General features: G+C 61.6%; 15 protein-coding genes. 9 read left to right on the top strand and 6 right to left on the bottom strand.

Going from position 1 to position 19,365, the window contains the following annotated elements:
• The first annotated feature begins 113 nt into the window (after positions 1 to 113).
• Genes zwf through ACF8RA_RS15675 form a run of 3 tightly spaced genes read left to right on the top strand, consistent with a single transcriptional unit; the run spans position 114 to position 2,981 of the window.
• Positions 114 to 1,583, top strand: a complete 1,470-nt coding sequence (zwf, locus tag ACF8RA_RS15665) for a glucose-6-phosphate dehydrogenase (RefSeq protein WP_392487601.1) — start codon at positions 114 to 116, stop codon at positions 1,581 to 1,583.
• On the top strand, positions 1,570 to 2,283 hold the full coding sequence (gene pgl, locus ACF8RA_RS15670) for a 6-phosphogluconolactonase (RefSeq protein ID WP_392487602.1): 714 nt from the start codon (positions 1,570 to 1,572) through the stop codon (positions 2,281 to 2,283). The genes zwf and pgl overlap by 14 nt, the downstream gene beginning before the upstream one ends.
• Before the next feature lie 17 nt (positions 2,284 to 2,300).
• Positions 2,301 to 2,981 (top strand): bifunctional 4-hydroxy-2-oxoglutarate aldolase/2-dehydro-3-deoxy-phosphogluconate aldolase, encoded by a 681-nt coding sequence (locus ACF8RA_RS15675; protein WP_392519336.1) that lies wholly within the window; start codon positions 2,301 to 2,303, stop codon positions 2,979 to 2,981.
• A 399-nt stretch (positions 2,982 to 3,380) separates the two neighbouring features.
• Here ACF8RA_RS15675 and leuA read toward each other — a convergent pair whose 3' ends face one another.
• The 4 genes from leuA to ACF8RA_RS15695 form a co-directional block, all read right to left on the bottom strand.
• Entirely contained in the window at positions 3,381 to 5,054 is a 1,674-nt protein-coding gene (gene leuA / locus ACF8RA_RS15680) for a 2-isopropylmalate synthase (RefSeq protein WP_021781914.1), read from the bottom strand.
• A gap of 422 nt (positions 5,055 to 5,476) precedes the next feature.
• Positions 5,477 to 6,304: a peptidoglycan DD-metalloendopeptidase family protein gene (locus ACF8RA_RS15685; protein ID WP_392519337.1), complete on the bottom strand. Its 828-nt coding sequence runs from the start codon at positions 6,302 to 6,304 to the stop codon at positions 5,477 to 5,479.
• A gap of 3 nt (positions 6,305 to 6,307) precedes the next feature.
• Positions 6,308 to 7,687 carry an exodeoxyribonuclease VII large subunit gene (xseA, locus tag ACF8RA_RS15690; RefSeq protein WP_004575640.1) on the bottom strand — a complete coding sequence of 460 codons (1,380 nt, stop codon included), beginning with the start codon at positions 7,685 to 7,687 and terminating at the stop codon, positions 6,308 to 6,310.
• An 80-nt stretch (positions 7,688 to 7,767) separates the two neighbouring features.
• On the bottom strand, positions 7,768 to 8,646 hold the full coding sequence (locus ACF8RA_RS15695; RefSeq protein ID WP_209967771.1) for a LysR family transcriptional regulator: 879 nt from the start codon (positions 8,644 to 8,646) through the stop codon (positions 7,768 to 7,770).
• A 97-nt stretch (positions 8,647 to 8,743) separates the two neighbouring features.
• On the opposite strand from ACF8RA_RS15695, the gene ACF8RA_RS15700 reads away from it, so the two are divergent.
• From ACF8RA_RS15700 to guaA, 4 genes are all read left to right on the top strand, one after another.
• Positions 8,744 to 9,499 (top strand): sulfite exporter TauE/SafE family protein, encoded by a 756-nt coding sequence (locus ACF8RA_RS15700; protein WP_392519338.1) that lies wholly within the window; start codon positions 8,744 to 8,746, stop codon positions 9,497 to 9,499.
• Between the two features lie 47 nt (positions 9,500 to 9,546).
• Positions 9,547 to 10,104 (top strand): sugar ABC transporter ATPase, encoded by a 558-nt coding sequence (locus ACF8RA_RS15705; protein WP_392519339.1) that lies wholly within the window; start codon positions 9,547 to 9,549, stop codon positions 10,102 to 10,104.
• Positions 10,105 to 10,190: 86 nt separating this feature from the next.
• The gene (gene guaB, locus ACF8RA_RS15710; protein WP_003255025.1) at positions 10,191 to 11,660 is read left to right on the top strand and encodes an IMP dehydrogenase; all 1,470 of its coding nucleotides are present in this window, start codon (positions 10,191 to 10,193) and stop codon (positions 11,658 to 11,660) included.
• Between the two features lie 78 nt (positions 11,661 to 11,738).
• Positions 11,739 to 13,316 (top strand): glutamine-hydrolyzing GMP synthase, encoded by a 1,578-nt coding sequence (guaA, locus tag ACF8RA_RS15715; RefSeq protein ID WP_176683690.1) that lies wholly within the window; start codon positions 11,739 to 11,741, stop codon positions 13,314 to 13,316.
• Between the two features lie 93 nt (positions 13,317 to 13,409).
• On the opposite strand, the gene ACF8RA_RS15720 is transcribed toward guaA, so the two are convergent.
• Positions 13,410 to 15,290, bottom strand: coding sequence for an LTA synthase family protein (locus ACF8RA_RS15720; protein ID WP_392519341.1), 1,881 nt, complete (start codon positions 15,288 to 15,290; stop codon positions 13,410 to 13,412).
• A 299-nt stretch (positions 15,291 to 15,589) separates the two neighbouring features.
• Here ACF8RA_RS15720 and ACF8RA_RS15725 point away from each other — a divergent pair, with 299 nt between their 5' ends.
• On the top strand, positions 15,590 to 16,969 hold the full coding sequence (locus tag ACF8RA_RS15725) for a multicopper oxidase family protein (RefSeq protein WP_176683688.1): 1,380 nt from the start codon (positions 15,590 to 15,592) through the stop codon (positions 16,967 to 16,969).
• The gene (gene tadA / locus ACF8RA_RS15730) at positions 16,969 to 17,448 is read left to right on the top strand and encodes a tRNA adenosine(34) deaminase TadA (protein WP_012051365.1); all 480 of its coding nucleotides are present in this window, start codon (positions 16,969 to 16,971) and stop codon (positions 17,446 to 17,448) included. Before ACF8RA_RS15725 ends, tadA begins: the two co-directional genes overlap by 1 nt.
• A gap of 87 nt (positions 17,449 to 17,535) precedes the next feature.
• Here the strand turns inward: tadA and mltF are convergent, their stop codons facing one another.
• Positions 17,536 to 18,993, bottom strand: coding sequence for a membrane-bound lytic murein transglycosylase MltF (gene mltF / locus ACF8RA_RS15735; protein ID WP_392488086.1), 1,458 nt, complete (start codon positions 18,991 to 18,993; stop codon positions 17,536 to 17,538).
• Between the last annotated feature and the right edge of the window lie 372 nt (positions 18,994 to 19,365).

Consider the following 19,365-nt stretch of genomic DNA (forward strand, 5'->3'; position numbering starts at 1 on the left):
TACCACTTGTCTGTAACACTTGTGTGTAATGTTGTGGTTTTTACTACATTATCCCTTGAAAACCGTGTGTGAAAGCGGTATTCCTAGACCAACTTTAGGAAAGAACCAACATCATGGCTGCAATCAGTGTCGAACCTTGCACCTTTGCCCTGTTTGGCGCCCTCGGCGACCTGGCATTGCGCAAGCTGTTTCCTGCGCTCTACCAGCTCGACCGGGCCAACCTGTTGCACCCGGACACCCGCCTGCTGGCCCTGGCCCGCGAGGCCGGCAGTGCGCAGGAGCACCTGGACAGCATCGAAGCCCACCTGCGCCGGCACGTGCCCGAGGCAGATATCGAGCCTGCCGCGCTGGGTCGCTTCCTCGCCCGCCTGAAGTACCAGCACCTGGACTTCCTGCAGCCCGAGGGCTATCAGGCCCTTGCCGAGCAACTGCCGGGCGAGCTGCCGCTGATCGCCTACTTCGCCACGGCGGCGGCGGTGTATGGGGCCATCTGCGAAAACCTCGACAAGGTCGGGCTGGCTGCGCGCACCCGGGTAGTGCTCGAGAAACCTATTGGCCACGACCTGGAGTCGTCGCGCCGGGTCAACGATGCCGTGGCGCGGTTCTTCCCAGAAAGCCGGGTCTACCGCATCGACCACTACCTGGGCAAAGAGACGGTGCAGAACCTGATTGCCCTGCGCTTCGCCAATAGTCTGTTCGAAACCCAGTGGAACCAGAATTCCATCTCCCATGTGGAGATTACCGTCGCGGAAAAGGTTGGTATCGAGGGCCGCTGGGGTTATTTCGACAAGGCCGGCCAGCTGCGCGACATGATCCAGAACCACCTGCTGCAGTTGCTGTGCCTGATCGCCATGGACCCGCCCAGCGAACTGTCTGCCGATGCCATCCGTGACGAGAAGGTGAAAGTGCTCAAGGCCCTGGCACCGATCACCGGCGACGGCCTGAGCACCAGTGTGGTGCGCGGTCAGTACATTGCCGGCTACAGCGAAGGCAAGCCGGTGCCCGGTTACCTGGAAGAAGACAACGCCAACGCCCAGAGCGACACCGAAACCTTCGTCGCCCTGCGCGCCGACATCCGTAACTGGCGCTGGTCGGGCGTGCCGTTCTACCTGCGAACCGGCAAGCGCATGCCGCAAAAACTGTCGCAGATCGTCATTCACTTCAAGGAAACGCCGCACTACATCTTCGCCCCGGAACAGCGTTTGCAGATCGGTAACAAGCTGATCATCCGCCTGCAACCGGACGAAGGCATTTCTTTACGGGTGATGACCAAGGAGCAGGGCCTGGACAAGGGCATGCAACTGCGCAGTGGCCCGTTGCAGCTGAATTTTTCCGATGCCTGGCGCAGTGCAAGAATTCCGGATGCCTACGAGCGGCTGTTGCTCGAAGTGATGCGTGGCAATCAGAACCTGTTCGTGCGCAAGGACGAAATCGAGTATGCCTGGAAGTGGTGCGACCAGTTGATCGCCGGTTGGCGTAATGCGGGCGACGCGCCCAAGCCATACGCGGCGGGCTCCTGGGGGCCGATGAGCTCGATTGCACTGATCACACGCGATGGGAGGGCGTGGTATGGGGATATCTGAATTGAAACTGCCAGCGGCCGTGAAGGCTCATGAACTGGCGGATGCCAAGGCACTGTCCGTGACCTTGGCTCATGATGTGGCTGAGCGCCTGCGTGCTGCGATTGCCGCCAAGGGGCAGGCCTGTGTGGTGTTGTCTGGCGGTCGCAGCCCGGTGCCGTTCCTGGAGAAGCTGGCCAGCGAGCGCCTGGACTGGGCCAAGGTCATCGTCAGCCTGGCTGATGAGCGCTGGGTGCCGGTGGAGCACGCCGACAGCAATGCCGGCCTGCTGGCCCGCCACCTGTTGAAGGGCGAAGCGGCCAAGGCCCGCTTCGTTGGCCTGTACCAGCAGGCGGAGAACCTTGATGCCGCTGCGCTCAAGGCTGATCAGGCCTTGGCCGAGCTACCGCCGATCGACGTGCTGGTGCTGGGCATGGGCGACGATGGCCATACCGCCTCGCTGTTCCCCGCCAGTCCCAACCTGGAAGCAGGCCTGGACTCGGCCGGCCCACGCCGCTGCCTGCCGTTGCTGGCGCCGAGCGTGCCGCACCAGCGCCTGTCGATGACCCGTTCGCTGTTGGCCAGTGCTGCCTTCATCGCGCTGTCTGTGCAAGGCCAGAGCAAACTCGCTACCCTGCGCGCCGCGCTGGCGGGCAACGACCTTACTGAAATGCCGATTCGCGCTTTTCTTCACGACCCCCTGGACATCTACTGGTGCCCATGAGCCAAGGATCCACAGTCATGACCACCCTTGAACGCCCACAGCCCAAGCTCTCGATGGCTGATAAAGCCGCGCGGATCGACGCCATTTGCAAAGAGGCGCGCATCCTGCCGGTAATCACCATTGCTCGTGAGGAAGACATCCTGCCGCTGGCTGATGCCCTGGCCGCTGGCGGCATCCGTACCCTGGAAGTGACCCTGCGCTCCCAGCATGGCCTCAAGGCCATTCAGGTGCTGCGTGAGCAGCGCCCGGAGCTGTGTGTGGGCGCCGGTACCGTGCTCGACCGCAGCATGTTCGCAGCGGTTGAAGCTGCGGGCGCGCAGTTCGTCGTTACTCCAGGCATTACCCAGGACATTCTCGAAGCGGGCGTGGACAGTGAAATTCCGCTGTTGCCGGGCATCAGTACGCCGTCCGAAATCATGATGGGCTATGCCCTGGGTTACCGCCGGTTCAAGTTGTTCCCGGCGGAGATCAGTGGCGGCGTAGCGGCGATCAAGGCCTTTGGCGGCCCATTCGGCGATATTCGTTTTTGTCCCACCGGCGGTGTAAACCCGGCCAACGTGCGCAACTACATGGCACTGCCAAACGTGATGTGCGTCGGGGGGACCTGGATGCTCGACAGCAGCTGGATCAAGAACGGTGACTGGGCGCGGATCGAAGCGTGCAGTGCCGAGGCGATGGCGCTGCTGGACGCCAACTGAATCAGTTGTGTGCTTTACGGCTTGTGGGGCGCTTGGTCGGCGCCCCTTTTTTTTGCCTGGGATATTTGCATTGGTTGTGCTGGCCTTTTCGCGGGTAAACCCGCTCCTACACACTGATCTGCGGTGGACGCACCGGGGGGTTGGACACAGGCCGTTGCAGGAGCGGGTTTACCCGCGAATGGGCCGGGTCTGCGGGCCAATATCCCTGGCCGTTCACCGTTGCCGTGGCCTCCGTATTCGCGGGTAAACCCGCTCCTACACCTGATCGGTGGTGGACACACACTGGTGATTGGGCGCAGGCCGTTGTAGGAGCGGGTTTACCCGCGAAAAGGCCAGTCCAGGCCCACAAAAAAAGCCCGCATCAAACGATGCGGGCTTTCTCATTCCTCATTCCAGGCTTCAGGCCGCCTTGGCTTCCTGCTGGCTCAGCGAGCGGTTCAGCGCGCTGAACAGGGCCTTGAAGCTGGCCGTGGTGATGTTCTCATCGATACCCACGCCATGCACCGGACGGCCACCGGCCACGCGCAGTTCGATGTAGGCCGCGGCCTTGGCGTTGGTCCCCGCGCCAATGGCGTGCTCGTTGTAGTCCATGATCTCTACGGCAACCGGCAGGCCGGCCACCAGTGCTTCCAGGGCGCCGTTGCCCTTGCCGCGCCAGTGCAGGGTGGTTTCGCCTTCACCGGCAACTTCCACTTCCACGGCGCTGTGGCCGTTTTCTTCCTGCAGGCGATGGCTGACCAGTGCGTATGGCGCGTTGGCCTGGAGGTATTCCTTGTGCAGCAGGCTGTAGATCTGCTGAGCGGTCATTTCCAGGCCCAGGCGGTCGGTCTCACCCTGCACCACCTGGCTGAATTCGATCTGCATGCGACGCGGCAGGCTGATGCCGTATTCCTGCTCGAGCAGGTAGGTGATACCGCCTTTGCCCGACTGGCTGTTGACGCGGATTACCGCTTCGTAGCTGCGGCCGATGTCGGCCGGGTCGATTGGCAGGTAAGGCACCTCCCACAGTTCCCCATCCTGCTGCTTGGCGAAGCCCTTGCGGATGGCGTCCTGGTGCGAGCCGGAGAACGCGGTATGGACCAGATCGCCCACATACGGGTGACGTGGGTGTACCGGCAACTGGTTGCACTCTTCGACCACCTTGCGCACGCCGTCGATGTCGGAGAAGTCCAGCAACGGGTCGATGCCCTGGGTGTAGAGGTTCAGTGCCAAGGTCACCAGGTCGACGTTACCGGTACGCTCGCCGTTGCCGAACAGGCAGCCTTCGGCACGGTCGGCGCCGGCCATGAGGCCCAGTTCGGTGGCAGCGATACCGGTGCCACGGTCGTTGTGGCAGTGCAGGCTGATGATCACGCTGTCGCGGCGGCTGATGTTGCGGCAGAACCACTCGATCTGGTCGGCGTAGATATTTGGCGTGGACACTTCCACGGTGGCCGGCAGGTTGAGGATGATCTTGTGTTCAGGGGTAGGGTTCCACACCTCGATGACCGCGTCGCAGACTTCCTTGGCGAACTCCATTTCAGTGGCGCTGAAGGTTTCTGGCGAGTACTGGAAGGTCCACTGGGTTTCCGGCTGCTGGGCGGCGTACTTGACGAACAGCTTGGCCGCGTTCACCGCGATGTCCTTCACGCCTTGCTTGTCCTGATTGAAGACGATGCGGCGGAACGACGGGCTGGTGGCGTTGTACAGGTGGACGATGGCCTTCTTCGCACCGCGCAGCGACTCGAAGGTGCGGGCAATCAGGTCTTCACGTGCCTGGGTGAGCACCTGGATGGTGGTGTCATCCGGGATGTGGCCATCCTCGATCAGGGTGCGCACGAAGTCGAAATCGGTTTGCGAGGCAGACGGGAACGAGGCTTCGATCTCCTTCACGCCAACCTGCACCAAGGTCTTCCAGAAGCGCAGTTTCTTCTCCGAATCCATCGGCTCGATCAGCGACTGGTTGCCATCACGCAGGTCGGAGCTGCACCAGATAGGTGCCTGGGTGATGGTCTTCGACGGCCAGGTACGGTCAGGCAGGTCGATGGTCGGGAAAGCGCGGTATTTCTTCGAAGGGTCTTTGAGCATGGTCATGGAAGCAATCCTTTTGTGTGCGGCCGAGATCGGGCCTGCCGAGCGATAACGATATGAAGAGGCGAGGCGACGCGATTCAGCCTGGTAGTCGGGCGCTGACCAGGCAGAGGCTGCGATGTTGTCGGAGCAGGATGAGGGTGCTGAAGGTTTTCATGCCTTCAAACTTAACCAGTGGGGTGGGGGATGGCAAGCGTTCGGGGAAAATTGAGAGGAATGCTTAAAAAAAGCCATAAAGCGAGATTTTATGGCTTTATTTGGCTGAGTGCTTCGTTGCTTTTGCGCGGTATTTTTCGATGGCGCAACACAATCGAATTAATGCCAGCAGTGCTGGCCCATTCGCGGGTAAACCCGCTCCTACAGGTACGCGGCCCCTTGTAGGAGCGGGTTTACCCGCGAATGGGCCGGCCCAGGCAGCGCAACGTTCAGGGCTGGAACGCGCCAATGAAAATCGCCGGGTCCACCCGCGCATCGTTCAGGCTGACGTTCCAGTGCATGTGCGGCCCGGTAGCCCGCCCGGTCGAGCCCACACGCCCGACCACCTCGCCACGACGCAGTTGCTGCCCGACCTGCACACCGATCTTCGACATGTGGCAGAACATGCTGATAAAGCCCTGCCCATGGTCGACGAACACCGTGCGGCCGTTGAAGAAATAATCCCCCACCAGAATCACTTTGCCATTGGCGGGTGTCTTGATCGGCGTGCCTGCCGGCACCGCAAAGTCCAGCCCGGCATGCGGGTTGCGTTCTTCGCCATTGAAGAAGCGGCGCACGCCGAACTTGCTCGACAGCGGGCCGTTGACCGGCTTGTCGAGAATCAGGTTGCTCGGCAGGTTCGGGCTGAAGCTGCGGTAGGCCTTGATCTGCTCGGCCAGCTCGCGTTCGATGCGCTTGAGGTCGGCCGGGTTCGGGTTGACCTGGCGCGTGTTCTTCAGGGTAATGCGCTGCTCAGGGTACTTCTTGCTGCCTACGCTGAAAGGCAGGGTGCGCCCGCCCTGGTTCAGCACTGCGGTGCCGGGCTTCTGGGTCAGCGGGATGCCGACGATGGCCAGCCAGTTGTCCTGCTCCTTCACCACCAGCACCGGCTTGCCGTCGAAACGGGCGCTGGGTGCGTTGGTGGCGGGGCCCAGGTCGACGACTGCCACACCGCCGGGTACCGGTTTGTTCAGTGTGCGGGTGATGTAGCTGGCCTGGGCGCCGCCGGCCAGCAGCAGCAGGGAAAGGGCAAGCAGGGGCGCGAGCATGCGGGGCATGTGTCAGTCCAGTAGTGAGAGGGTGACCGGGGTCAGGTGGTTGTCTTCGACGCGCACCAGCAGCTCGCCTTCGTTCAGGCGGGCGGTCAGGCGTTGGCCGTTGCGGGTCTGTTCGGCGCTGCGAATGGCCTGGCCTTGTTCATCCAGCAAAATGCTGTATCCGCGGGCCAGGGTGGCCAGCGGGCTGACCACCTGCAGTGTCTGCAGCTGGGCCTGGAACCGCTGGCGACGGTCCTTGAGCACCTCGCGCATGGCCCGTGGCAGGCGCTCGGCCAGGCTGTCCAGGCGCTGGTTCAGCAGCTTCAGGTTACGCCCCGGATGCTGCGCGGCCAGGCGGGCGTCCAGGCGTGCCAGGCGTTCGCGGCGCTGGTTGAGGTTGAGCATGAACGCGCGGCGCAGGCGCATGTCCAGGTCGTCCAGGCGTTGGGCCTGCTGGCGCAAACGCTCGCCTGGGTGGCGCAGGCGGCGGGTGAGTGACTCCAGGCGCAGGCGGTCGTGGGTCAGGCGGTTCTGCATGCGCAGCAGCAGGCGCCGTTGCAGGCCATCCAGGCGTTGCCGAAGGCCGCTGTTGTCAGGGGCCAGCAGCTCGGCGGCAGCAGACGGTGTGGGCGCGCGCACGTCAGCCACGAAGTCGCTGATCGACACGTCGGTTTCATGGCCCACGGCGCTGACAATTGGTGTGACGCAGGCGGCCACGGCACGCGCCACGGCTTCCTCGTTGAAACACCACAGGTCTTCCAGCGAACCACCACCACGCGCCAGGATCAGCGCATCGAAGCCGAGGCTGTCGGCCAGGCGGATGGCGCGTACGATCTGCGCGATGGCTTCGCGGCCCTGTACCGCTGTAGGGATCAGGTTCAGCTCCACCTGCGGCGCGCGGCGGCCGAACACGCTGATGATGTCGCGGATCACCGCGCCAGTGGGCGAGGTGATGATGCCGATGCGCTGCGGGTGAGCCGGCAGCGGCTTCTTCCGTTCGGTGCTGAACAGCCCCTCGGCACCGAGCTTTTCCTTCAGGGCCTCGAAAGCCAGGCGCAGCGCGCCATCACCGGCTGGCTCGACGGTGTCGAGAATCAGTTGGTAGTCGCCACGCCCCTCGAACAGTGAAACCTTGCCACGCACCCGCACCGCCAGGCCGTCGCGCAGCGCCTGGCGTACCCGCGTGGCGTTCTGCCGGAACAACGCGCAACGCACCTGGGCGCCGCTGTCCTTGAGGGTGAAGTACATGTGGCCGGACGCCGGGCGGGCGAGATTGGAGATTTCGCCTTCCACCCACACACTGCGGAAAACGTCTTCCAGCAGCACGCGGGCGCGGCCGTTGAGTTGGCTGACGGTAAGGACCTCGCGGTCCAGCCCGAGTCGTTCGAAAGGGTCTTTGATCATGGCAGGCATCATAAATGACATCGGCCCCGGTTGTCTGTCCCGGGCCCTGTTGGAGCGGGTGCACCGGCGAAGAACAAGGTTCAGCCCTGCAGGGCCGTTACGAACTGCCTGGCTATCTGCCCCGCATCGCGGCGACAGGCCAGCGCCACTGTGCTCTGGCAATCCCCTTGCAGCGCCACGAAACTGACCGAAGCGGGTGCGATCTGCCGCATGCACGCTGGCAACAACGCCACCCCAAACCCCGCCTGTATCAGCTGCAATTGCGTGGTCTTGCGCGACAGTACCTGCGCCGCCTTCGGGAAGAATCCTGCCCCCATGCACAACGAGGCAGACAGGTAGCTCAAACCACCGCGATCCCGGTGTGGGATGGAAATGAAGCGTTCTTCCTTCAGTTGCTCCAGTTGCACGTGCTGAGTACCCGCCAAGGGGTGTCCAGCGGCGACCGCCAGCAACAAGGGTTCGTCGAACAATTCATGCAGCACCACGCCTTCATGCTGGCGCAGCACCGGCAAGCGCAACAGGCCGATATCCAGCCGTCCGGCAGCAATGTCTTCCAGCTGTGCCTCCGATGACTGCTGCGCAATCTCCAGCGAAACCCCTGGGTTGTGCTTCAGGTAGTTCCCCAGGCGAGCCAGAAGCCCGCCGGTCAGCGGCACGGTGCTGGAATGATTCAGGCGCAAGCTGCCTTGCAACCCTTGGCCAATGTCACGGGTAACCCGCTCAGCCTGTGCCAGGTCAGCCAGCAAGCGTCGCGCCCGTTCAAGAAAGGCCTGACCGGCCAGCGTCAGGCGAGGCAGGCGCGCCGTGCGTTCGAACAGCGGCGTGCCCAGTTGCTGCTCCAGCTCCTTGATCTGCCGGCTAAGGGCCGACTGGGCGACGTACAGTCGCTCGGCTGCACTGCTGAAACTGCCGCACTCGGCGATCTCCACGAAGTAACGCAACTGTCGGATCGACGTCATGTCATGCCTTTTCGAGATGGCTTAGGGGATAAAGGCATATTAGTCGGCATGGCTCATGGCTGGCTAACCTTTGCCTGTCTTCCCAGGAACTGCTGCCATGCTTGCCCAACTGTCGTTTTCCGGCCTTGACTGGCTGCCGATCCTGTTCGCCATTGCCGCGGCCTACATCGTTTTCGGTATCGCCGGCTTCGGTACTGCACTCGTGGCCGGGCCGGTGCTGATTCACTTCATGCCGTTGACACGCATCATCCCGCTGCTGGTACTGCTGGATTTCGCGGCCGCCTTCGGCAACCTGCTGCCGTCACGCCGGGATGTGGTACGCAGTGAATTGCTGCGGCTGCTGCCCTTCATGGCCTTGGGTTGTACGTTGGGCGTGGTGTTCCTGCTCCAGCTGAAGTCCGACCTGTTGCTGCTGTTGATGGGGCTATTCGTGACCGCCTATGCACTTTACGGGCTGGCAGTGAAAGTGAGGCCAGCCAGCCTGTCCGGCTTCTGGGCGGTGCCGATGGGCACGGCAGGCGGGTTGTTCGGGGCTTTGTTCGGCAGCGGCGGGTTTCTTTATGCCCTTTACCTGAGTGCACGGCTGGAGGTGAAGGAACAGGTACGCGCCACCCAGAGCGCGCTGATCAGCTGCAGTACGATAGTGCGTCTGTCGCTGTTCCTTATCGCCGGTGTCTATGCCGACCAAAGTCTGCTGCTGCTCGCCGCCTGCCTGCTGCCTGTCATGTTCATTGGCCTTTGGGTAGGGCGTCGGTTGACCAACCGGTTGTCCCGCGAAGCGTTCGTACGGCTGGTCACCTGGCTGGTGCTGGCCAGCGGCCTGGCGTTGATTGGTCGCTACCTGAGCGCCTGAGCGGTAGAATTGCGTCATCACCGGCGTTTTTCAGGCTTGTCCCGTTCATGAACACCCAGAGCATCATCGTTCCAAAGCTGTCTACCGTCCCGGTGCATGAAGCCCGCTCCCGCGCCATCCTGCGCTGGCTGGTGCGCGAAAAAGTCGTCGAGGAGCAACTGACCACCTGCGGTCGCACCGGCAACCGCATGGGCCATGCCCTGGCGGCAGGGGCGCGCAAAGTGGCCCTGCACCCGGAAAAACTGCCCTTCGACGAGCCGGTCAACGGCCTGGAAGTGATGCTCAAGCGCTGCATCTATACCCCCACCGAAGGCTTCCTCGAAGAAGCCGGTTGCCCGGAGTGCCGGCGCGAGGTGGGCGAGCCGTTGTTCGAAAGCCTGGAAGAGTGGATGCCGGCGGTGAGCGACAACTTTACCTGCCCGCTGTGCGGCTTCGAAGATGACATCAATGGCTTCATTTACCTGCAGCCATGTGCCTTTTCCAACCTGGGGTTCATCTTCAACAACTGGGGCGAGGCCGGGTTCACCCAGGCCTTTCTCGACAGCTTCGCCGACTGGCTCGACCAGCCGGTGGCCGTGGTGCAGGTAAAACTGCCACAAGCCTGACCGAAGGCCCTTATTTTGCATTGAGCGGCGCGCCATGCATGAGTATAATGGCGCGCTTCCATTTTTCCCGCCCGGGAGCCCCCGCGATGCTGCGTATCAGCCAAGAAGCCCTGACCTTCGACGATATCCTCCTTGTACCTGGCTATTCCGAGGTACTGCCCAATGAAGTCAGTCTCAAGACCCGTTTGACCCGTGGCATCGAGCTGAACATTCCGCTGGTTTCCGCTGCCATGGATACCGTGACCGAAGCGCGTCTGGCCATTGCCATGGCTCAGGAAGGCGGTATCGGCATCATCCACAAGAACATGACCATCGAACAACAGGCCGGCGAAGTGCGCAAGGTCAAGAAGTTCGAGGCTGGCGTGGTCAAGGACCCGATCACCATCGACGCTGATGCCACTGTGCGCGACCTGTTCGAGCTGACCCGCCTGAACAACATCTCCGGTGTGCCAGTACTGGCCAACGGCGACCTGGTCGGCATCGTCACCTCCCGTGACGTGCGCTTCGAAAATCGCCTGGATGCCAAGGTCCGCGACGTGATGACGCCGAAAGAGCGTCTGGTCACCGTCCGCGAAGGCGCCGACAAGAACGAAGTTCGCGAGCTGCTGCACAAGCATCGCCTGGAAAAAGTCCTGATCGTTGACGACAAGTTCAACCTCAAGGGCATGATGACCGTCAAGGACATCGAAAAGGCCAAGGCTTACCCGCTTGCCAGCAAGGACGACCAGGGTCGTCTGCGCGTCGGCGCCGCCGTCGGCACCGGCAAGGACACCGGCGAGCGCGTTGCTGCCCTGGTGGCGGCTGGCGTTGATGTCGTCGTCGTCGACACTGCCCACGGCCACTCCAAAGGTGTGATCGACCGCGTACGCTGGGTGAAAGAAACCTACCCGCAAGTGCAGGTGATCGGCGGCAACATCGCCACCGGCGCTGCCGCCAAGGCCCTGGCCGAAGCGGGTGCCGATGCGGTCAAGGTCGGTATCGGCCCTGGCTCTATCTGCACCACCCGTATCGTTGCCGGTGTCGGCGTGCCGCAAATCAGCGCCATCGCCAACGTCGCCGCAGCACTGGAAGGCACTGGCGTGCCACTGATCGCTGACGGCGGTATCCGCTTCTCCGGCGACCTGTCCAAGGCCATCGTTGCCGGTGCGTCCTGCGTGATGATGGGCTCGATGTTCGCCGGTACCGAAGAGGCCCCGGGTGAAGTCGAACTGTTCCAGGGCCGTTCCTACAAGGCTTACCGCGGCATGGGCTCGCTGGGTGCCATGGCGCAGGCGCAGGGCTCGTCCGACCGTTACTTCCAGGACTCCTCGGCCGGCGCCGAGAAGCTGGTGCCGGAAGGCATCGAAGGCCGCGTTCCTTACAAAGGCGCCCTGGCCGCGATCATCCACCAGCTGATGGGCGGCCTGCGTTCGTCCATGGGCTACACCGGCAGCGCAACCATCGAAGAAATGCGCACCAAGCCGGAGTTCGTGCGTATCACCGGTGCCGGCATGGCCGAGTCCCACGTGCACGACGTGCAAATCACCAAAGAAGCCCCTAACTACCGCGTAGGCTGAGGCTTCCAGCTACTACATAAAGCGGGGCTGTCATGACAGCCCCGCGTCGTTTCCGATTTCCACTGACGAGATTGAGTCATGGCCCTCGACATTCACGCTCACCGCATCCTGATCCTCGATTTCGGTTCCCAGTACACCCAGCTGATCGCCCGCCGCGTGCGCGAAATCGGCGTGTACTGCGAACTGCACCCGTTCGACATGGACGATGAAGCGATCCGCGAATTCAACCCGCGCGGCATCATCCTCGCCGGCGGCCCCGAGTCGGTTCACGAAGCCAACAGCCCGCGCGCTCCGCAGGCCGTGTTTGACCTGAATGTGCCTGTGCTGGGTATCTGCTACGGCATGCAGACCATGGCCGAGCAGATGGGCGGCAAGGTAGAAGGTTCCGACCTGCGTGAGTTCGGTTATGCCCGCGTGGACGTTGTCGGCAAGAGCCGCCTGCTCGACGGCATCGAAGACCACGTTGACGACGACGGCGTGTTGGGCCTGGACGTGTGGATGAGCCACGGTGACAAGGTCACCGAGATGCCTGGCAACTTCAACATTCTGGCCAGCACCCCAAGCTGCCCGATTGCCGGCATGTACGACGACGCCCGCGGCTATTACGGCGTGCAGTTCCACCCCGAAGTGACCCACACCAAGCAAGGTGGTCGCATCCTGTCCCGCTTCGTGCAGGACATCTGCGGCTGTGAAGCCCTGTGGACGGCATCCAACATTGTCGAAGACGCCATCGCCCAGGTGCGTGCGCAAGTCGGTTCGGCCAATGTCCTGTTGGGCCTGTCCGGCGGCGTCGACAGCTCGGTGGTTGCCGCGCTGCTGCACCGCGCCATCGGCGACCAGCTGACCTGCGTATTCGTCGACAACGGCCTGCTGCGCCTGCACGAAGGCGACCAGGTGATGGCCATGTTCAAAGAGAACATGGGCGTCAAGGTGATCCGCGCCGACGCTGAAAAGCAGTTCCTCGACAACCTGGCCGGCGAAGCCGACCCGGAGAAGAAGCGCAAGATCATCGGCCGCACCTTCATCGACGTGTTCGATGCCGAAGCCAGCAAGCTGGAAAACATCCAGTTCCTCGCCCAGGGCACCATCTACCCGGACGTGATCGAGTCGGCTGGCGCCAAGAGCGGCAAGGCCCACGTGATCAAGTCGCACCACAACGTCGGCGGCCTGCCGGAGGAGATGAACCTCAAGCTGGTCGAGCCGCTGCGTGAACTGTTCAAGGACGAAGTGCGCAAGATCGGCCTGGAGCTGGGCCTGCCGTACGACATGGTCTACCGCCACCCGTTCCCGGGCCCTGGCCTGGGTGTGCGTATCCTCGGTGAAGTGAAGAAGGAATACGCCGACATCCTGCGTCGCGCCGACCACATCTTCATCGAAGAACTGCGCAAGGCCGACTGGTACCACAAGACCAGCCAGGCGTTCGTGGTGTTCCAGCCGGTCAAGTCGGTCGGCGTCGTCGGCGACGGCCGTCGCTACGCCTGGGTCGTGGCCCTGCGTGCCGTCGAGACAGTGGACTTCATGACCGCGCGTTGGGCACACCTGCCGTACGAGCTGCTGGAAACCGTCAGCGGTCGTATCATCAACGAAATCGACGGTATCTCGCGCGTTACCTACGACGTGTCGAGCAAGCCACCTGCCACTATCGAGTGGGAGTGATCGGGTAGCCAGCCCAGGCTGGCACCCGCAGGACGGATACACCAGAAAGCCCGCATGATTGCGGGCTTTCTGGTTCTTGTTCGTTCAGATTGCTTATTCTTCTGGCTTTCTGGCAAATAGCGCTTTCTGGTAGGCGTTATAGGAAAGCAGCCTGCTCCTCACTGCGATGAACTCATCACCCTCCACGCGTTGCGGGTGCTTTTCCTGCGGGTCATCCTCAAGATTGTATTTAGTCAGGGTGTCTGAACTGAATTCGTATATGTATTTGTACGGGTGCTCCACCAAGGCTGACGCCAGTTGGTCAAAGAACGTGGACATGAAGAATGTGCGTTTCCCCTGTTCCCTCAACAAGCTGATGCCTTGTACAGAGAGGGGGGATTCGGTCACATCAAAAAAATCGGCAACCGTGGGCGCAATATCGATCTGGTGACTGGTGGTTGAGGCGGGTTTGGGCAGTGACTTTCCATTACTCCAGAAAATCAGGGGTACGCTCACTTCCTCTTCGTGCATGGACGCGTTGTGAATGAACAGACCGTGCTCACCAAATGACTCGCCGTGGTCACCCACGAGCACGAATAATGTCGAGTCCAGAAGGCCTTGCTTGTCGAAGGATGTCAGCATTTCACCCAGCACGCTGTCTGTTTTGGCTATGCAGTCTTCATACTTTTCCAGCTCGCTCCGTAATGGGGGGCCTTGGCTGCATTGGTAGGGGTAGTGGGCTGCGCTTGGGAAGTAGAGCGCGATGAAACCTTTGCCATTCTTTTTGATGTTTTCCAGGTAAGAGATGCTGGACGAAAACAGCTGTTCATCACTTTCACCGAAGCTACTGGCATTTCGTGAGCGACTCTCGGCGGGAATGAGCTCCGAAACTGCGTAAGCATTCGACACACCGATGGATTTCAGGAAGCCCTCCATGTTTTCGAACTGCAGGTACAGCGAGCTGAAGGCGACGGCTTCCATGTTTTTCCTGTTCTTCAGCTCATGGATGACGCTGGGTTGTAGCAGGTACATGGCCTCTTTGATTTCAATGTCTGGGTAGGCATGCAGCCCCGTCAGGATCGCGTGGTAGCCTTTGGACGAGTGAGGCACTGAGACGTACGCTTTGAAGAGCATGCCCTCCCGAGCGAGCTTATCGAAGGAGGGGTACCGCTCGGCGGTTTTGATGCCGGGAGCAAAAACGCTGTTCCAGCGCACCGACTCCAGAACGATGAAGACCAGGTTCTTGAAGTCTGGCGTGGGGTGAGATTGAAGTTTTCGGATTTCGTTGACGTTGGTCAGCGGGTAGGCGGGTTGTTCGAATGGCAGGGGCGGTCTATGCGGAGCTGCGGTCAAGGAAGTGGTGTTTCTGAGTGTCGTGACCAGCGGGCTGATGACAATGTTTTCGTTCAGGTGATAGCGCGCATCTTTGGCATGGATGGAGCCGAAGAGCAGGGCGCCGATCACCAGCAGTGATGCCCAGAGGTGTTGTCTTTTCTTTACTGTGCGGGTGCGCTGTTCTTTATAAGCGATGCAGGTTGCCAGCCCAGCGAAAGACCAGGTCGCCAGGTAAGCCAGAAAAAGCACAAAGACAATGAACCTGAATGTGTGCCCGAAACCGGCCGCTTGCTTGAGAAACACCTCGGCCCCGGAGGTCAGGTTGCTTGCGTTTTGCAGGCTGTAGCTTATCAGTTGCCAGTCCAGTGGCTTCAGCCATAGCTCCCGAACACGCATGTCCACCAGCAGGAACAGCAGCAAGGCGCCTGAGGCGATGCTCAACAGATAGAAGTTGAATTTGTTTCTGGTAACGGTGTTGGCGGCAATCACATAGAGGGCGACCACAAGCAGCACGTCTTGAAGCAAGTACAGGGCAATATCGAAAATACCCGTCTCCACCCATCGATGGGAGAAAAACTCGATCAGGATGATCTTCGGTGCCAGCAGCAGGCCTGCAGCGAGCAGGAGCGAGATATGCAGTAATGAGTTTTTGTGCCACATGCTGTCTACCTTCGCATTCAAAGAGCAGGCGTCTTGTCTGAAGCGATAGGCGGGCAGAAGGCCAGCACCTGCGCACCCCGTTTTTAGACTTAAGCAGCCCGCCCTGAATCCGGCAAGTCAGCCCCAGGGCGTTGGGTTGGTACCGAGGGGGAGCGGGTTGCCATTGGCGATCGCGGCCAATAACCGGTCGTGCGACAAGACTTCACTTAATCTTTCGCAAATGCAGGTGTATCGTATTCGCCCTTCATCGCCAGCCCCTGCTGGCAGACTGATTGCGCAGAAACGAGGTACCCGCACCGATGTCCTTTACCCGTCGACAAATGCTCAAAGGCCTTACTGGCTTGGTTGTGGTAGGCCTGGGCGCCGGAGGCGCGGCGCGCTACTGGCTGGGCAAGGTCGAGGACGAGAATGCCGGGCACGACTACGAGCTGATCGCCGCCCCACTGGAAGTGGAGCTGGTGCCGGGGTTCAAGACCGAGGCCTGGGCCTTTGGCCCTTCAGCACCAGGGACGGAACTGCGAGTCCGCCAAGGCACCTGGTTGCGGGTGCGTTTCATCAATCACCTGCCGGTTGAAACCACCATCCACTGGCACGGCATCCGCCTGCCGCTGGAGATGGATGGTGTGCCATACGTTTCGCAATTGCCGGTCAAGCCAGGTGAATACTTCGATTACAAGTTCCGCGTGCCGGACGCCGGCAGCTATTGGTATCACCCCCATGTCAGCAGCTCCGAGGAGCTAGGCCGCGGTCTGGTCGGGCCGCTGATCGTCGAGGAGCGTGAGCCCACTGGGTTCCAGCATGAGCGCACGCTGAGCCTGAAGAACTGGCATGTGGACGAGCAGGGCGCATGGCTGCCTTTCAGCATCCCGCGCGAGGCCGCGCGCAACGGCACTGCCGGGCGGTTGATCACCATCAACGGCCAGGCCGACTCGATCACCGAGCTACCGGCCGGCCAGGTGGTGCGGGTGCGCCTGCTGAACCTGGACAACACCTGGACCTACCGCCTCAACCTCAAAGGTAACTGCGAGGCGAGAATCTATGCCCTCGACGGCAACCCGGTGACTCCGCGTGCGCTGGATGAGTACTGGTTAGGCCCGGGCATGCGTATCTGTCTGGCCATCCGCATTCCCGAGGCGGGTGAGGAGATCTCCCTGCGCGACGGTTTCGTGCGCCTGGGCACCCTGCGTTCGGTGGCCAGCAACGACGCGCCGAGTGACTGGCCGCCAGCGTTGCCGCCCAACCCGATCGCCGAGCCCGACCTGGAGAATGCCGAAAAGCTGAACTTCAATTTCGAGTGGGCGGCCAGTGTCTCTGTCACCACTGATGCGGGCAAACCGCCGAGCTTGTGGCAGATCAACGGCCAGGCCTGGGATATTACCGACAAGACCTGTGCCGACCGGCCCATCGCCACGTTGCAGAAGGGCAAGAGCTACATCTTCGAGCTTAAGAACATGACCCAGTACCAGCACCCGATCCACTTGCATGGCATGAGCTTCAAGGTGATCGCCTCCAACCGTCACGACATCAAGGAACCGTGGTTCACCGACACCTACTTGCTGGGCAAGAACGAGCGCGCCCAGGTAGCGCTGGTGGCGGATAACCCTGGGACGTGGATGTTTCACTGCCACGTCATCGACCACATGGAAACCGGCCTGATGGCCGCGATCGCGGTGGTCTGATGCGCCCGCAGATCATCGATCGCAGCCGCGATCAGGAATTCATGCGTCTGGCGCTGGCCTTGGCCGCCGAAGGCGCGGCGCTGGGCGAGGTGCCGGTGGGGGCTGTGCTGGTGCAGCATGGGCAGGTGATCGGCCAGGGGTTCAACCGACCGATCATCGACAGTGACCCCAGCGCGCATGCCGAGATGGTGGCGATCAGGGCGGCAGCCAGGTCGGCCAGCAACTACCGGCTACCCGGCAGCACTCTGTATGTGACCCTGGAGCCGTGCAGCATGTGTGCGGGGCTGATCGTGCATTCGCGGGTGATGCGCGTGGTGTTTGGCGCGCTGGAACCCAAGGCAGGGATCGTGCAGAGCCAAGGGCAGTTCTTTGGCCAAGGCTTTCTCAATCACCGGGTGATGGTGGAGGGCGGGGTGCTGGCGCAAGAGTGCGGGCAGATCCTCAGCGACTTCTTCAAGGCCCGCCGGGCCAAGGCTTGAGCTGCACCGGCCGCTTCGCGGGCAAGCCCGCTCAGGCTCTGCGCAATTCTTGTAGGCGCGGGTTTACCCGCGAAGAGACCTACTGGCTTACATCGGCGACGACTTATCCGCTGGCTTGTCCTTGTTGACCCCGGGCACATGCAGGTTGCCCTCGGCCACCTGGCCTTCGAGCTGCGGCTGGGTCACCCAGGTGAGGATGTCGTAGTAACGGCGGATGTTGGCCACGAAATGCACCGGCTCGCCACCACGGGCATAGCCGTACTTGGTCTGCCGGTACCACTGCTTCTGAGCCAGCCGCGGCAGCATCTTCTTCACGTCCAGCCACTTGTTCGGGTTTAGCTTTTCGCGCCTGGCCAGGACGCGGGCGTCTTCCAGGTGGCCGCCACCGACATTGTAGGCGGCAAGGGCAAACCAGGTGCGGTCCGGCTCCTTGATGCTGTCGTCAAGCTCTTCCTTGATCTTCATGAAGTACTTGGCGCCGCCCTGGATGCTCTGCCTAGGGTCCAGGCGGTTGGACACGCCCATGGCCCGGGCGGTGCGCTGGGTCAGCATCATCAGGCCGCGTACGCCGGTCTTGGAGGTGACTTCCGGCTGCCACATCGATTCCTGGTAGCCGATGGCTGCCAGCAGGCGCCAGTCGACCTGCTCGACCTTGGCGTAGTTCTTGAAGTGCTTCTCGTACTTGGGCAAGCGCTGTTGCAGGTGCTGGGCGAAGGTGTAGGCGCCGACGTAGCCGAGAACGTCAACATGGCCGTAGTAGCGGTCCTTCAAACGCTGAAGGGTGCCGTTCTTCTGTGCCTTGTCGAGAAATTCGTTGATTTCGTTGAGCAGGCTGTTGTCTTCGCCTGCTGCCACTGCCCAGCGCTGGTCGCGGGTGTCGCCCAAATCGAAGGCGACCCGCACGTTGGGGAAATACACCTGGTTCATCGCCAGTTCGTTGGAGTCCACCAGGGTCAAGTCGATCTGGCCTTCGTCCACCATGCGCAGCAGGTCGACCACTTCGACGGCATCGGATTCCTCATATTGCAAGGCCGGGTACTGCTTTTTCAGCTCGGCCAACTGGTCAGCATGGCTGCTGCCCTTGAGCACCATGATCTTCTTGCCGACCAAACCCTTGGCGCTGGTGGGGCGCGGGCGGCCGTTGCGGTAGATGACCTGCGGGGTCACCTCCAGATAGGGATGGGAGTATTTCACCTGGGTCTTGCGCCGCTCACTGCTGACCAGGCCGGCAGCAGCCAGTACCGGGCCGGAGGGCTTGCCGAGGGAGTCGTACAGCTCGTCCAGGTTGTCGGCGGTCTCGATCTGCAGCTTTACGCCGAGATCGTCGGCGAAATGCTGGACCAGTTCGTACTCGAAGCCGGTTTCGCCGTTACGGTCCTGGAAGTAGGTTGCCGGGCTGTTGCGCGTGATCACGCGCAGCACGCCATCCTCCTTCACGCGCTCGAGGGTGCTGGGTTTTTCAACGCAGGCACCTAACAGCAGAAAGAGTCCGGTTGCGAGAAGCCATTTGGCGCAACGCTGGCGCAAAGCAGTGTGGGCGAACATAGGTTGCAGTATACGCAAAGGACTGGCCCAACCATATCTCGACAACTGTTAGCTTGTCTGGTAGCGGGTTGTGTGGTTGGGGAGGGGGACTGCATCAAGGCTACCAGGTGCCCGGCTTGAGATGTTCAGCGGCTGTGAGATCGAGCGACGACCAGGTGCCCGGCTCGGCACATTCAGCGCCTGTGAGATCGAGCGCCGCAGGTGTCCGCCTTAAAATATTCAGCGCCTATGAGATCGAGCGCCGCCCGCGCGGCGCTTCGCGGGTAAACCCGCTCCTACGTTTGTTTCGGGCCAATTATACCTGTGGGATTCGCGCGCGAACGCCTTGGTGCCTATCTCGATATCGCGTCGTACCAACAAGGCGGTCGCGCG

This window comes from Pseudomonas sp. FYR_5 (genome assembly GCF_043106315.1).
Taxonomy (GTDB): domain Bacteria; phylum Pseudomonadota; class Gammaproteobacteria; order Pseudomonadales; family Pseudomonadaceae; genus Aquipseudomonas; species Aquipseudomonas putida_Y.